Source organism: Yoonia sp. 72, assembly GCF_034652275.1.
Lineage (GTDB): Bacteria > Pseudomonadota > Alphaproteobacteria > Rhodobacterales > Rhodobacteraceae > Yoonia.
In genome coordinates this window covers 1,090,993-1,103,951 of sequence record NZ_JAXIWG010000001.1, presented here as the reverse complement: position 1 = coordinate 1,103,951, position 12,959 = coordinate 1,090,993, and the positions used below count along the sequence as shown (strand labels likewise).

13 protein-coding genes are annotated in these 12,959 nt (G+C 60.1%); 3 read left to right on the top strand and 10 right to left on the bottom strand.

Annotated elements, in window-relative coordinates:
* The 3 genes from VCK47_RS05700 to phaR all read left to right on the top strand — a co-directional run bounded on the left by VCK47_RS05700 (position 1) and on the right by phaR (position 3,069).
* Entirely contained in the window at positions 1 to 1,797 is a 1,797-nt protein-coding gene (locus VCK47_RS05700) for a PHA/PHB synthase family protein (protein ID WP_416236648.1), read from the top strand.
* Between the two features lie 143 nt (positions 1,798 to 1,940).
* Positions 1,941 to 2,387 (top strand): phasin family protein, encoded by a 447-nt coding sequence (locus VCK47_RS05695; protein WP_322889744.1) that lies wholly within the window; start codon positions 1,941 to 1,943, stop codon positions 2,385 to 2,387.
* A gap of 145 nt (positions 2,388 to 2,532) precedes the next feature.
* Positions 2,533 to 3,069 carry a polyhydroxyalkanoate synthesis repressor PhaR gene (gene phaR / locus VCK47_RS05690; protein ID WP_322889743.1) on the top strand — a complete coding sequence of 179 codons (537 nt, stop codon included), beginning with the start codon at positions 2,533 to 2,535 and terminating at the stop codon, positions 3,067 to 3,069.
* Between the two features lie 105 nt (positions 3,070 to 3,174).
* On the opposite strand, the gene VCK47_RS05685 is transcribed toward phaR, so the two are convergent.
* From VCK47_RS05685 to VCK47_RS05640, 10 genes are all read right to left on the bottom strand, one after another.
* Complete coding sequence (locus VCK47_RS05685) at positions 3,175 to 3,810, bottom strand: outer membrane protein (protein WP_322889742.1); 636 nt, start codon at positions 3,808 to 3,810, stop codon at positions 3,175 to 3,177.
* Positions 3,811 to 4,034: 224 nt separating this feature from the next.
* Positions 4,035 to 5,339 carry an FAD-binding oxidoreductase gene (locus VCK47_RS05680; RefSeq protein WP_322889741.1) on the bottom strand — a complete coding sequence of 435 codons (1,305 nt, stop codon included), beginning with the start codon at positions 5,337 to 5,339 and terminating at the stop codon, positions 4,035 to 4,037.
* A gap of 130 nt (positions 5,340 to 5,469) precedes the next feature.
* Positions 5,470 to 6,222, bottom strand: a complete 753-nt coding sequence (locus VCK47_RS05675; protein WP_322889740.1) for a hypothetical protein — start codon at positions 6,220 to 6,222, stop codon at positions 5,470 to 5,472.
* 26 nt (positions 6,223 to 6,248) lie between these two features.
* A complete protein-coding gene (locus tag VCK47_RS05670) occupies positions 6,249 to 7,601 on the bottom strand; it encodes a glutamine synthetase family protein (RefSeq protein ID WP_322889739.1) in 1,353 nt (450 codons plus the stop codon).
* Positions 7,598 to 8,281 carry a type 1 glutamine amidotransferase gene (locus VCK47_RS05665; protein WP_322889738.1) on the bottom strand — a complete coding sequence of 228 codons (684 nt, stop codon included), beginning with the start codon at positions 8,279 to 8,281 and terminating at the stop codon, positions 7,598 to 7,600. Before VCK47_RS05665 ends, VCK47_RS05670 begins: the two co-directional genes overlap by 4 nt.
* 68 nt (positions 8,282 to 8,349) lie before the next feature.
* Complete coding sequence (locus VCK47_RS05660) at positions 8,350 to 9,681, bottom strand: glutamine synthetase family protein (RefSeq protein ID WP_322889737.1); 1,332 nt, start codon at positions 9,679 to 9,681, stop codon at positions 8,350 to 8,352.
* The gene (locus VCK47_RS05655) at positions 9,678 to 10,484 is read right to left on the bottom strand and encodes an ABC transporter permease (RefSeq protein WP_322889736.1); all 807 of its coding nucleotides are present in this window, start codon (positions 10,482 to 10,484) and stop codon (positions 9,678 to 9,680) included. Before VCK47_RS05655 ends, VCK47_RS05660 begins: the two co-directional genes overlap by 4 nt.
* Positions 10,481 to 11,365, bottom strand: a complete 885-nt coding sequence (locus VCK47_RS05650; protein ID WP_322890034.1) for an ABC transporter permease — start codon at positions 11,363 to 11,365, stop codon at positions 10,481 to 10,483. Before VCK47_RS05650 ends, VCK47_RS05655 begins: the two co-directional genes overlap by 4 nt.
* A 58-nt stretch (positions 11,366 to 11,423) precedes the next feature.
* Positions 11,424 to 12,143, bottom strand: a complete 720-nt coding sequence (locus VCK47_RS05645; RefSeq protein ID WP_322889735.1) for a transporter substrate-binding domain-containing protein — start codon at positions 12,141 to 12,143, stop codon at positions 11,424 to 11,426.
* A 20-nt stretch (positions 12,144 to 12,163) separates the two neighbouring features.
* The gene (locus VCK47_RS05640; protein WP_322889734.1) at positions 12,164 to 12,937 is read right to left on the bottom strand and encodes an amino acid ABC transporter ATP-binding protein; all 774 of its coding nucleotides are present in this window, start codon (positions 12,935 to 12,937) and stop codon (positions 12,164 to 12,166) included.
* Between the last annotated feature and the right edge of the window lie 22 nt (positions 12,938 to 12,959).

Here is a 12,959-nt window from a genome sequence, read left to right as displayed (position 1 = left end):
ATGACAACAAACGATTTAGATTCCGCCAACGAAATGGGCACAGGTGTTGCCAAACTGGAAGCAAATCTTGCACGTGTCGAAGAACTCACCCAGCGTTTGTTGAAAGTGATGGGGCAATCGCGCAAGGTCGCCCCCGCCCTGCAGGGGCCAAGTCAGGAACTTTATGTCAAGGCCGCCAGCGCCTATATGACCGAGATGATGCAGAATCCCGCCAAGCTGATCGAACATCAGCTGGAATTCTGGGGCAAGTCGGTCAAGCATTACGTCGAGGCCCAGCACCTGCTGGCGCAGGGCAAGCTGACGCCACCCAGTGACGACACCCCAAAGGATCGTCGTTTCAGCCACGAACTTTGGGACACCAACCCCTATTTCAACTTCATCAAGCAGCAATACCTGATGAATGCCGCTGCCGTGCAGCAGGCAGTCGAGGATATCGACACCTTGGACGCGGACGAGAAAAAGCGCCTGCGCTATTTCAGCCAGCAGCTTGTCGACATGATCAGCCCCACCAATTTCCTGCCCACCAACCCCGAAGCGCTGGCGCTTGCCGCCGAGACCGAAGGCGAAAGCCTTGTTGCGGGGCTGGAAAACATGATCGCAGATCTGGAAGCCAACGACGGTGACCTCGTCGTGACACTGGCCGATAAAAAGGCGTTCAAGCTTGGCGAGAATCTGGCAACGACGCCGGGGTCGGTCGTTTTCCGCAACCATATGTTCGAGCTGATCCAATATGCGCCCAGCACGGACACGGTCCATGAAATCCCGCTGCTGATCTTTCCGCCGTGGATCAACAAGTTTTACATTCTTGACCTGAAACCGCAGAACAGCCTGATCAAATGGGCCGTGGATCAAGGCTATACTGTGTTTGTCGTATCTTGGGTGAACCCCGATGCGTCCTATGCCGACACAGCGATGTCCGATTACGTTGAAGACGGCTATCTGACCGCCATCGCCGAGGTGAAAAAGATCTGCGGCGTCAAAAAGATCAACGCCGTGGGCTATTGCATCGCTGGCACGACGCTGTCGCTGACGCTGGCGCTGATGAAACAGCGCAAGGATACCTCCGTCAACGCCGCGACCTTGTTCACCACGCTGACCGATTTCTCCGACAGGGGCGAGGTGGGGGTGTTCCTTGACGATGATTTTGTCGACGGGATCGAGGCGGAAGTGAACGAGAACGGCATCCTCGATTCCTTTTTCATGTCGCGCACCTTTTCCTATCTGCGCTCCAACGACCTGATCTATGGGCCTGCGATCAAGAGCTACATGATGGGCAAGGCCCCGCCTGCCTTCGATCTGCTGTACTGGAACGGGGACGGCACCAACCTGCCGGCCAAGATGTCGGTCGAATACCTGCGTGGCCTGTGTCAGGGCGACCGTTTCGCCACCGACGGGTTCGAGATCTGCGGCACCAAGGTCCATCTGAAAGACGTGACCGTCCCGCTTTGCGCCATCGCCTGCGAGACGGACCACATCGCCGCTTGGAAAAGCAGCTATACCGGCGTGCAAAAGATGGGATCGAAGGACAAGACTTTCATCCTGTCGGAATCCGGCCATATCGCGGGGATCATCAATCCGCCCAGCAAGAACAAGTATGGCCATTACACCAACCCCGAACTGGGGCTGACGGTCGAGGACTGGCGCGACACCGCGGTGCGCCATGACGGGTCGTGGTGGCCACGCTGGGATTCGTGGCTGGCGCCGAAATCCGGCAAATCCGTGCCTGCACGCACACCGGGCAGCGCTGATCATCCGGTTCTGGCCCCCGCACCCGGCACTTACGTTTCCGCTAAGTAAGCCAGCGGAATACGCTTTTTCCGCTTTACAAAAATTTCATGCTGCAGTGCAGAAAAAATACTTGAAATGCTGCACTGCAGCATGCATATTGGTGTCAGACGAAAACAGCGGATGTTGATCCGCACACATAAAGGATTACTCCAATGGCCAAGACCCAAGATTTCACCGCCGTGTTCAAAGACATGATGGGCGCGTTCCCCGTCGACACAAAAGCAATGGAAGACACATTCAAGAACCAGACCGCTCTGGCCGAGAAAATGTCGTCCGTCGCCATCGACGCCGCACACAAGTCGACCGAACTGTCCGCCAAGTGGACACAGGACACGCTGAGCAAGCTGCAGTCCATGGCATCCGCCAAGGCAGAGCCAGCCGATTACGCCAAAGCGATGACCGATTTCGCATCGGCCTCTGCTGAATCCGCCGCCGAGCATATGGCCGCTTTCGCCGAGATCGCGAAAAAGGTCCAGACACAGACGATGGAACTGGTTCTGGCCGCTGGCAAGGACATGTCCGAAGAAATGACCGCCGCTGCCAAGAAAGCGACGAACGAAGTGACCGCTGCTGCGAAAAAAGCGACAGCCGCGAAGTAAGCGAACTGCCCCGCCCTCCCTCGGGGTTTGTTCTGAAAACGGCCCGCGTCATGCGGGCCGTTTTTCGTTCGAGGTAACGCTTTCCTTTTTTGCATACGCAGCCTAGGCTTCTCTGCAGTGCAACATGTCCGGGGGAGGGCGCGTCTTGGCTGACACCAACAAACCACTGCTTATCAAGCGCTACGCGAGCCGGCGCCTGTATAACACCGAAACCAGCGACTACGTCACGCTGGAAGATATCGCGCTGTTCATCCGCGAAGGCCGCGAAGTGCAGATCGTCGATCTGAAATCAGGCGACGACCTGACGCGGCAATATCTTCTCCAGATCATAGCCGAACACGAAAGCCGCGGCGAAAGCGTGCTGCCCGTCGACGTGCTGACTGATCTGGTGCGCAGCTACACCACGCAAGCCGCGTCTGTGGTCCCGCAATTCCTTGCCGCCAGTTTCGAGATGCTGCGCGAAGGCCAGTCCAAGGCCATGGAAAACATGACCAAGGCCAACCCGATGACCGCGATGCCGGGCTTTGATGCAATGCGCGCCCAGCAGGCCGCGTTCTTCAAGGCGATGACGGGCGGTCTGGTCGGCGGCAGTTCCGGCCCTGCCAAGGACGGTGACGATCTCGACGAGATCAAGACGCAACTGGCCGAATTGCAGGAAAAGCTAGAGAAGATGAAAAAGTAATGTCGTGAGTCTTCATGGTTGCGACGAAGAAGACCGCGCAGTCAATGCAGTTTTGCCGGGCCCCTTGAAAGGTAAGGGCGTGCCGATCCGACACGCCCCTTGCATTCAGAACCGGCGATGCAGACCGACGATCAGGCTTGTCGTTTCATAGCCGATTTCGTTCCGTACCGTGTTTCCCACGGGATCGCGGGCTTGCTCCTTGAAATCTACGTAACGCAACTCGGTCATCACCGACCAGTCGGTCGTCAACATCCGCTCATAGCCGACACCGACCATGAAACCGACCAGCCGCTCGGGTTCGTAGACGAATACCCTCGGATTTGTGTACGTCGTCTGCAGCTCGCTCACGGCCACGCCACCGGTGCCATAGACCAACGCCCCGCCGACAAGCCGTCCAGCACGCGCGCCGACCAGCAGATAATCCTCGACGGTGTATTCGACGTTGTCGGTCGGGTAAAGGCTGTGTACGCCGGTTCCGGAAATGTCCATTTTGCCGTATTCGGCAAACCCGCCAACCACAGTCTGACCGAACTGCTGATCGTAACCAGCGCGCAGGCCAAAGGTCGCGCCATCACCTTCGGCAGGCACTTCTGCGGTGTCCACTTCGAGGTTGTCCCAGCCAAAGTCGGCCTTTGCATAGCCTGCGGACAGTCCGGCATAAGCGCCTGTCCATGTCTCTTGTGCGCTTGCTGCGCCGCTCAATCCTGCGGTCAGCAGTACTAGTACAGAAAAAGTCTTCATTACCCGTCCTTAAATCTCATTTCTGGACAATATGTCCCAGACTTCGATACGGGACGCCCCGACAAGCGCACACCGCAAACGTATGCTGTAATGATCTAAACCCCGATATGTGACAAAAAACTCAATTTAATCAATGGTTAAGCGTGTTGGTTGATATGGCCTGCTGATAGAGTATAGCAGCCGGATCAACTGCACAGGCCGTCAGGGTAATAGGCAAACCGGGCTTAGACCCCCAGCCGGTCGCGCAGCGCGTACCACGTCATCGCCAGCGTCAGCAGGGGTGCCCGAAACGCGCGGCCGCCCGGAAAGCTGGGAACTTTCAGCCCCGCCAGCGTGTCGAAACGGCCTGCTTGCCCGGCCACCGCCTCGGCCATGACCTTGCCCGCAAGGCCGGACAATGCAACGCCATGCCCCGAAAACCCCGCGCCTGACAACACGTTGGGCGCCACCCGCTGGATCGCGGGTAGGCGGGTCATGGTGATACCAAGGGTGCCGCCCCAGACATAGTCAACCTTCACGCCCTCAAGCTGGGGAAAAAGGTTCGTCATCCGCTGGATCAGCGCCGTGCTGATGTCGCGCGGAAAGCCGATGGAATAGCTTTCGCGCCCGCCGAACAGGAACCGGTTATCCTCGGACATGCGATAGTAATTCACCACGAACTTGCTGTCGGCCACGGCGATATCGCGCGCCAGCACCTCGCGCGCACGATCCCCCAAGGGTTCGGTCGCACAGATGAAGGAATTGATCGGCATGACCTTGGCCGCCACGGCGCGGTTGATATTGGGCATGTATCCATTGCCCGCCATGATGACACGCCGCGCGCGGACCTGGCCTTGGCCAGTCTGCACGACTGCCGGATCACCATTGACGATGCCAGTGACCTCAGAGCGGTCATAGATCCGCGCGCCCGCCGCCTCGGCCAGTCGCGCCAGCCCCAAAGCATAGCGCAAAGGGTGCAGATGGCCTGCGCCCATGTCGAGCAAGCCGCCCTTGTAAAGCGGCGATTTCACCAGATCGCGCATCGCGTCGGGGCTGAGTTTCTCGATCCGGTCATAGCCATAGGTCTGCGCCAGATAATCGGCATCGGCGTCGTAATCGCGGGCTTCGGACGCGGAGTAATAGCCGTGTGCCACACCGGGCTTGTACTGCGCCTCGGGGATATGATCGGCACAGGTCTGGCGGACATCGGCCTTGGCTTCCTCGGCCAGTGCCCAGAGAGCTGCGGCATTGCCCGCCCCAAGTTTGCGCGCAAGGCTTTGCTGGCTGGCGTTAAAGCCCGTGCCGACTTGGCCGCCGTTGCGACCCGACGCGCCGAAACCCGCACGATGCGCATCCAGCACGACGACATCAAGCCCCTTTTGCGCCAGATGCCACGCCGCTGACAGGCCGGTATACCCCGCGCCGATGACGCAGACGTCGGCCACCACCTCGCCGAACAGGGCAGGGCGTTCGGGCGGCAGGTCGGTGCTTGCGACATACCAGCTTTGCGGCATCTGCCCGGGGCGGTCGTTTCGGTAAAGCGGGTTCATAAGGATCCTTGGTCATTGGGGTGACGGGACGGGCCCGTTACGGGATTACACAACGAAGACGCGGACAGGATGTCAAGATGACCGGGCTGGCCAGAGGTCCCGGATCAGGTCCGGGACGGTGGCCCCCGCGTCAGGGACGGAACTGGAGGTGGAGATGGTCGTCGTGCCGTGCGGCGCGGCAGCCTTGGAACCGGATCGCCGTGCCGGTCGCGTCCAACCGCGCTTGCAGGTGTGGTTCGACCAGCACCCTGAAATCGCGTCCCTGCGGATTGGCGGCCAACCAGCGCAGCATTTCGCCGGTGCGTGGTTCGTCCAGCGGCCAGTCGCGCAAAAGCGGCTGGAGCCACGCCATGTCCCAGCGCAACGACAGCCCCGCGACATCAGCGCAGGGTTGCAGGTCACCCGGACGGGGCTGTTCATAGGCCCAATAGCCAAGGAACCACCGTGCGCGTCCGGGCTGATAAACACCGGCCTGATCGGTGTAGAACAGCGCAAGATCGAGCTTTTCGCCGTCATCATGCGACAGATGCGGCAAAAGGGGAAAGCCGTCCAGAAACGGGAAATTGCCATCAAGCGCACGGGTGCGGGTCCCGGGGAACTGTTGATCCATATGTGCGGCCAAGGCGTCACCATAGGCAGCCATCTCGGGCCGCACATAGTGCCGGTTCAACGCGCAATAGATCGGGTGCAGCACAGCGATCCTGTCCGGCCCGGCATCCACGCATGGCAAGGCGACCCGCCCCGTTATCGGCGCCGCGACAGATGCGGCGACTGACAAACCGATGTAGAGGGCCAGAAACGGCAGCAGCAAACGCCGCGTGAACCGCCTGACGACAAGCGCCAGAAGCCAAGCGAGCCCCCCAAGCTGCGTTACGATCGTCAAGAAAAGGACGATCAGCCCGTGCCGGATCATACGTTCAGCAACAGGTGTTCGCGCTCCCACGGGCTGATGACCTGCAGGAATTCCTTGTATTCCAGCCGCTTGACGATGGAATAGACCCGCGCGAAATCCTCGCCTAGCACCGCGCGGAGTTCCTTGGCCTCGTCAAAGAGGTCAAGCGCGTCCGACAAAGACCCCGCGATCTCGGATTCGGATTCGTAGGCTTCGCCGACCCAGCGCTTGTCTGGCCGGATTTCGTTCTTCAGCCCCAGATAGCCGCAGGCCAGTGACGCCGCGATGCAGAGATAGGGGTTGCAATCCATCCCCGGCAGGCGGTTTTCGATCCGGCGCGCGCCGGGGTCCGAAATCGGGATGCGGATGCCCGTGGTGCGGTTGTCGCGTCCCCATTCAAGGTTCACGGGGGCGGCGGAATCGGGCACATAGCGGCGGTAGCTGTTCACGTAAGGTGCGATCACCGCGATGGCGCTGGGCATATGTTCCTGCAAGCCGCCGATGAAGTGGAAGAAGGCATCGGTTTCCCCGCCACCCGGTCCGGTAAAGATATTGCGGCCTTTTGCATCAATGACCGAATGATGCACATGCATCGCTGATCCCGGTTCACCCTCGATGGGTTTGGCCATGAAGGTGGCAAAACAATCGTGTTTCAGCGCGGCCTCGCGGATCAGGCGTTTGAAATAGAACACCTCGTCGGCAAGCTTGATGGGGTCGCCGTGGCGCAGGTTGATTTCCAGCTGGCCAGCGCCGCCTTCCTGCGCGATGCCGTCGATCTCGAACCCCTGGATTTCGGCATATTCATAGATGTCGTCGATGACGGGGCCGTAATCATCCACGGCGGTCATCGAATAGGCCTGCCGTCCGGCGGCGGGGCGTCCGGTGCGGCCCATCATCGGTTCAATCGCCTTGGCGGGGTCGATATTGCGCCCGACCAGATAGAATTCCATCTCTGGGGCGACAACGGGGGTCCAGCCTTCGGCCTTGTAAAGGTCCACCACACGCCGCAGCACGTTGCGCGGCGAAAAGGCGACAGGCTTGCCTTTCTGGTCATAGGCGTCGTGGATCACCTGCAAGGTGCCATCGGCGGCCCAGGGGGCGGCGGTCGCGGTGGACAGATCGGGTTTGAGGATCATGTCCGGTTCAAGGAACCCGTCCGGCCCCGATGCCTCGCCCCAGTCGCCCGTGATGGTCTGGAAGAAGATCGAATTGGGCAGGTGGAAATGGCTTTGTTTTTCCCATTTGCCCGCGGGCACGGCCTTGCCGCGTGCGATACCCGGCAGGTCGGCGATGACGCATTCGACCTCGTCCAGCCTGTTGGCTTCCAGATAGGCGACAGCGGCGGCGGGGATTTTGTCTGTCCAGCTCATGCCAGTTCTCTTTCCTTGAAGAACCGCGCGATCTGCGCGGCGAGGCGGTCACTGTCCACCTGTTTGTCCAGATCGTCGCGTGCCTGCGCCAGCTGCGCGTCCGGCACGTTGCCTTTGCCGCGATAGGTGGCCAGCCCGTCGATCACTTCTGCGTCGAATTCAGGATGCGCCTGCACGGTATAAATGCGGTTGCCATAGGTCAGCATGGCATTGGCGCAGAAATCGTTGTTGCCCGCCACCGTCGCATCGGCAGGCAGGGTGACCACCTGATCCTGATGCCATGCGTTCAGAGCATAATCCTGCCCGTTCATGCGGTAAACCTGCCGTCCCACGGACCAGCCGCCCGCGAATTTCTCGACCTTGCCACCCAGCGCCTGCGCGATGATCTGATGTCCGAAACAGACGCCGACCAGTGGCAGATCGGCGGCATAGACCGCGCGGATGAAATCCTCGAGCGGGGGGATGAACGGAAGATCCTCGTAGGCGCCGTGTTTGGAACCGGTGATCAGCCAACCGTCGCAATCGGTGACCGCTGCGGGAAAGTCCATGTCGACGACATCATAGACGGCGAAGTCAAAGTCGTGTCCATCCAGAAGCCGTTTGAACAGGTCTGCATAATCGCCTGTCGTCGGGCGCAATTCGTCCGGCGCGTGCCCTGTTTGCAGGATGCCGATTTTCATGTTTTCACCATGTGTTGGGTTTCAACGCCAAGTTATCCTGCCGTTGAAAGGGCCGCAAGCGGGGACCGTCAGACCGTATCGAGGTAGAGTTCCAGCTGCTGTTCCTCGGACAATTCGGCGAAATAATGCAGTTCCTGCCGCTTGGTCATGACAAAGTTATCGACCAGCGTGTCGTCGAAAATGCGCCGCGCAAGCGGGCTGTTTTCAAACGCGTCAATCGCGGCGGCCCAAGTGTCGGGGATCTGCGCCAGATCTTGATCATAGGCATTGCCAAAAATCGGCGGCGGCGGGGTCAGGTCATCCTCGATCCCGATCAGGGCGGACCCCAGCACACCGGCCAAGAACAGATAGGGGTTCACATCACCCCCCGCCACGCGGTGTTCGACGCGGCGTGCCTTGAAGCTACCGCCCGGGACACGCACGGATGCGGTGCGGTTGTCATAGGCCCAGCACACGCCCGTTGGTGCGTGGCTTTCGGGGACCAGCCGTTCGTAGGAATTGCCATGCGGTGCAAAAATCAGGGCAAGGTCGGGGATACCCTTCAGGCAACCGGCAATCGCGTTGTGCAACAGCCGCGTGCCTTCGAACGTGTCATTGGCCATCAGGTTGCGGCCTTCGGCATCCACGACCGAGAAATGCGTGTGCAGCCCGTTGCCTGCGTATTCCTCGTAAGGTTTGGCCATAAAGCTTGCCGCCATGCCGTGATTACGGGCGAGACCGCGCACCAGCATCTTGAACAGCCACGCATCATCGGCTGCCTTCAGCGCGTCGGGGACATGTTCGAGGTTGATCTCGAACTGGCCCATGCCGACCTCGGAAATCGCGGCCTCGGCGGGAATGTTCATCGCGTCGCAGGCGTCGTAAAGGTCGTTGAAGAAAACGTCGAACGCATCAAGTGCGCGCAACGACAGGATTTCCGCCCCCGGACGGCGCTTGCCTGACCGTGGCGAGCGCGGCTGGCGGATACCGTCGCCGCTGTCATCGACCAGATAGAATTCCATTTCCGTCGCCACAACGGGGGTCAGCCCACGCGCCGTGTATTTTTCCAAGACCCGCGCCAGCGCCTGGCGGGGATCGCCTGCAAAGGGCGTGCCATCCTCGTGGAACATCCACATCGGCAGCAGGGCGGAGGGGCTGTTCAGCCACGGCATCGGGACATAGCCGCGCTCGGTCGGCATCAGCACGCCGTCGGGATCGCCTGCTTCAAACACCAGCGGGCTGTCCTCCACATCCTCGCCCCAGATATCGAGGTTGAGGATCGAGAACGGGAACCGCGTGCCTTCTTCTTCCAGCTTGGCCGCAAATTTGCGCGGCACCCGCTTGCCCCTTGCCTGACCGTTCAGGTCTGCGGCCCCGCAACGCACGTTGCGGACCTCGGGACGATCGTCAATCCAGCTCATCTGATAACCTGTGGTTTGAAACGCAGCCTTGCGCGTACGTTCTGGGGAAGGTGGCGGTTCAAACGGTTGTTGAACAGCCCGAAAATGCCGATGATGACCAGCGTCAGCAGGATGAAATAGCCCGCCAGAATGGGATAGGGGATGAACGGGTTGAAGGTCTTGTCGGCGAAATAGCGGGCATAGTAAAGGGCGTCGCCCCGCTGCTGGACCGCGGGGAAGCCCGAAAAGAACACCAGCGTGGTGGCGTGGAACAGAAAGATCGCCTCGTTCGTATAGGCGGGCCAGCCAAGGCGCAGCATCGTGGGCCATGTGATCCGCCGGAACCGCGCCCAGCCCGAAAGGCCGTAGGCATCGGCGGCTTCCAGATCGCCTTTGGGGATGGATTGCAGCGCGCCATAGAAAATCTCGCTCGAATAGGCGGCGGTGTTCAGGAACAACACAACCAGCGCGCCCAGCCATGCGGATGTGAACGGGTCAAAGAAGGGCGAGACACCCTTGAGGCTGAGAAACAGGAAATAGGCAAAGAAGAACTGGATGAACAAGGGCGATCCGCGGAACACGAAGATGAACCACGCCGATGCCTTGCGGATCACCACGTTGCGCGATGCCTTGCCCACGGCCACGGCGGTCGCAAGGAAAAAGCCTGTACACAGCGCCACCAGACCGAAATAGATATTCCAGATCATGCCCGAACCGATCAGCGTGAATTGCTGGCACAGCGTAAAGTCGCGTTGCGGCAGCAGCCTTTCGCCGATGCCTTGGCTGCGCAGCCCGTAATCGAGGATCGTTTCCCAACAGCTCATGTGGCGGCCTTGCGCTGGGCTTCGCCTGCGGCGGTGGCCTGTCCGAATGTCAGCCGTGCCATGATCCGGTCCAGCACGATCTCGGACACTTTGGTAAAGCACAGATAAAAGATCAGCAGGGCAAGGAAATACCATTGCCGCCAGTCTGGGTGCGGATAATCGGTGAACCGCGGCTGTGCGGCCCCGCCCAGTTCGCGCGCCCAATAGACGATATCCTGAATCCCCAGCAGGAATAGCAGCGGCGTGGCCTTGATAAGGACCATCCACAGGTTCGACAGGCCGGGCAGGGCATAGACCCACATCTGCGGCACCAGCACCCGCCAAAAGGTCTGGCGCTGGCTCATGCCATAGGCTTCGGCAGTCTCCAACTGGCCGCGCGGCACGGCGCGCATCGCGCCATAAAGGACATTGGCGGCAAAAGCGCCAAAAACGATGGCAAAGGTGAAAGCTGCGACCAGAAAGGCATAGGTGTCATGCACCCATTGCGGCGAATTGCCCAAGGGCAGTTTTGCGGCCTGACAGACGACGAAATCATTGCCTTGCCAGACGGCCTGTTCCCAGTCGGGACATTTGATCCGGTGGCGGATGTATTCGAGCAACTGGTCCAGCGCGATGACGAAGAACAGGAAAAACGCGATATCCGGCACGCCGCGCACGATGGCGATATAGGTCTTGCCAAACCACCGCAGCGGGGCCACGGCACTGCGCGCAGCGGCCGCACCGGCAAATCCGAAGGCAAGTGCGGTGGGTGCCGTCAGCGCCAGCAGCAGAAGCACTGTCCAGACAGCATAGTAAATCTGCATATGCTTGCCGGTCGTCAGGTAACAGGCAAACCATTGGAATGTCTCCAATGTCGCGGGATCTGTGCAAAAGCTGAAAATGGCGGGACCGCACTATCTGGGGGTGAGGCCCCGGCGCGATGGCCGGGGCGCTTGGCGTTTAGAACGTAGCCGAACCGGGCAGCCACTTGGTGATCAGCGCGTTCAGGCTGCCATCGTCCTTCATGGACTGGATCGCGGCGCTGAAGGTGTCACGCAGTTCGGTGTCCGACTGGCGCACGCCCAGACCGATGCCGCCACCCAACAGGATGTCTTCGCCGATAAAGGACAATTCCGCATCGGATTCAGCGATGGGTTCAAGGAACGCCTTGTCGGCCAGAACCGCATCCGCCTCGCCGTTGCGCACGGCCGAGATGGTTTCATCAGGTGTTGCGAATTCCAGCAGGGTCGCACCTGCCATGCTGGTGACATGGCTGGCCTGAATGGTGCCGGACTGCGCTGCAATCACGGCGTTGTCCAGATCGACTTCGGTCAAGCCGAGGAAAGCGGACGGATCGGGCTGGGTATAGGGGTCGGAAAAGTCGATGACCTGACGGCGCTCGTCGGTGATCGACATGCCTGCGATGATCGCATCATAGTTGCCGGACACGAGGTTCGGAATGATGCTGTCCCAGTCGTTGGTGACCCATGTGCAGTTCAGCTCTGCGCGCAAGCACAGCTCGTCGCCCAATTCCCGCTCGAACCCGTCGACTTCACCGGCATCGTTGATGAAATTGTACGGAGGATAGGCGCCCTCGGTGCCAAGACGCACCACGTCTTGCGCCATCGCCATGCCACCCAGCAGGGCCATGGTTGCAGTTGTAACGATCAGTTTGTTCATCATACTTCTCCCGTTGATGATTATGCGACTGTTGCGGACAAAAAGCCGCGCAGTCTTTCCGTTGTCGGATTTCCGAAAAGCGCGGCGGGCGCGCCCTGTTCCTCGATGCGGCCCTGATGCAGGAACACGACATGGTCGCTGACATCCGCCGCCAGACGCATGTCATGCGTGACGATAATCATGGTGCGCCCCTCGGCGGCCAGATCCTTGATCACGCGGATCACTTCCTGTTCCAGTTCGGGGTCAAGCGCGCTGGTGGGTTCGTCAAACAGCAGCGCCTTGGGTTCCATACAGAGCGCGCGCGCAATCGCCGCGCGCTGTTGTTGGCCACCCGACAGTTGCGCCGGATAATTGTCGCATTTGTCCCCGATCCCCACCTTGTCCAGATAGGCGCGCGCCGATGCCTCGACCTCGGCCTTGGGGCGTTTGAGCACGGTGACAGGCGCTTCCATGACGTTTTGCAGAATCGTCATATGCGCCCAGAGATTGAACTGCTGGAACACCATCGACAGGTTGGTGCGGATGCGGATCATCTGCGCGTGATCGCCCGGACGGCGGTTCAGCCCCGTGCCCTTCCAGGTCACAGCCTCGCCGCAAAAGATCACGTCACCCTGCTGGCTGTCTTCGAGCAGGTTGGCGCAGCGCAGCAAGGTAGATTTGCCCGACCCCGAAGATCCGATCAGCGACACGACATGACCAGCGGGGGCGGTGATATCGACGCCCTTCAGCACTTCGAGCGACCCATAGGATTTATGCAGGTCGCGAATCTCGATCACAGGGACGCTGTTGGACACGTTCGGGCTTCTTTTCTTGTTC

What these genes read in the sequence shown, in the direction of transcription:
- VCK47_RS05700 (WP_416236648.1), top strand. Translation starts at nt 1, where the DNA reads ATGACAACAAACGATTTAGATTCCGCCAACGAAATGGGCACAGGTGTT.
- VCK47_RS05695 (WP_322889744.1), top strand. Translation starts at nt 1,941, where the DNA reads ATGGCCAAGACCCAAGATTTCACCGCCGTGTTCAAAGACATGATGGGC.
- VCK47_RS05685 (WP_322889742.1), bottom strand. Translation starts at nt 3,810, where the DNA reads ATGAAGACTTTTTCTGTACTAGTACTGCTGACCGCAGGATTGAGCGGC.
- VCK47_RS05680 (WP_322889741.1), bottom strand. Translation starts at nt 5,339, where the DNA reads ATGAACCCGCTTTACCGAAACGACCGCCCCGGGCAGATGCCGCAAAGC.
- VCK47_RS05670 (WP_322889739.1), bottom strand. Translation starts at nt 7,601, where the DNA reads ATGAGCTGGACAGACAAAATCCCCGCCGCCGCTGTCGCCTATCTGGAA.
- VCK47_RS05665 (WP_322889738.1), bottom strand. Translation starts at nt 8,281, where the DNA reads ATGAAAATCGGCATCCTGCAAACAGGGCACGCGCCGGACGAATTGCGC.
- VCK47_RS05660 (WP_322889737.1), bottom strand. Translation starts at nt 9,681, where the DNA reads ATGAGCTGGATTGACGATCGTCCCGAGGTCCGCAACGTGCGTTGCGGG.
- VCK47_RS05655 (WP_322889736.1), bottom strand. Translation starts at nt 10,484, where the DNA reads ATGAGCTGTTGGGAAACGATCCTCGATTACGGGCTGCGCAGCCAAGGC.
- VCK47_RS05645 (WP_322889735.1), bottom strand. Translation starts at nt 12,143, where the DNA reads ATGAACAAACTGATCGTTACAACTGCAACCATGGCCCTGCTGGGTGGC.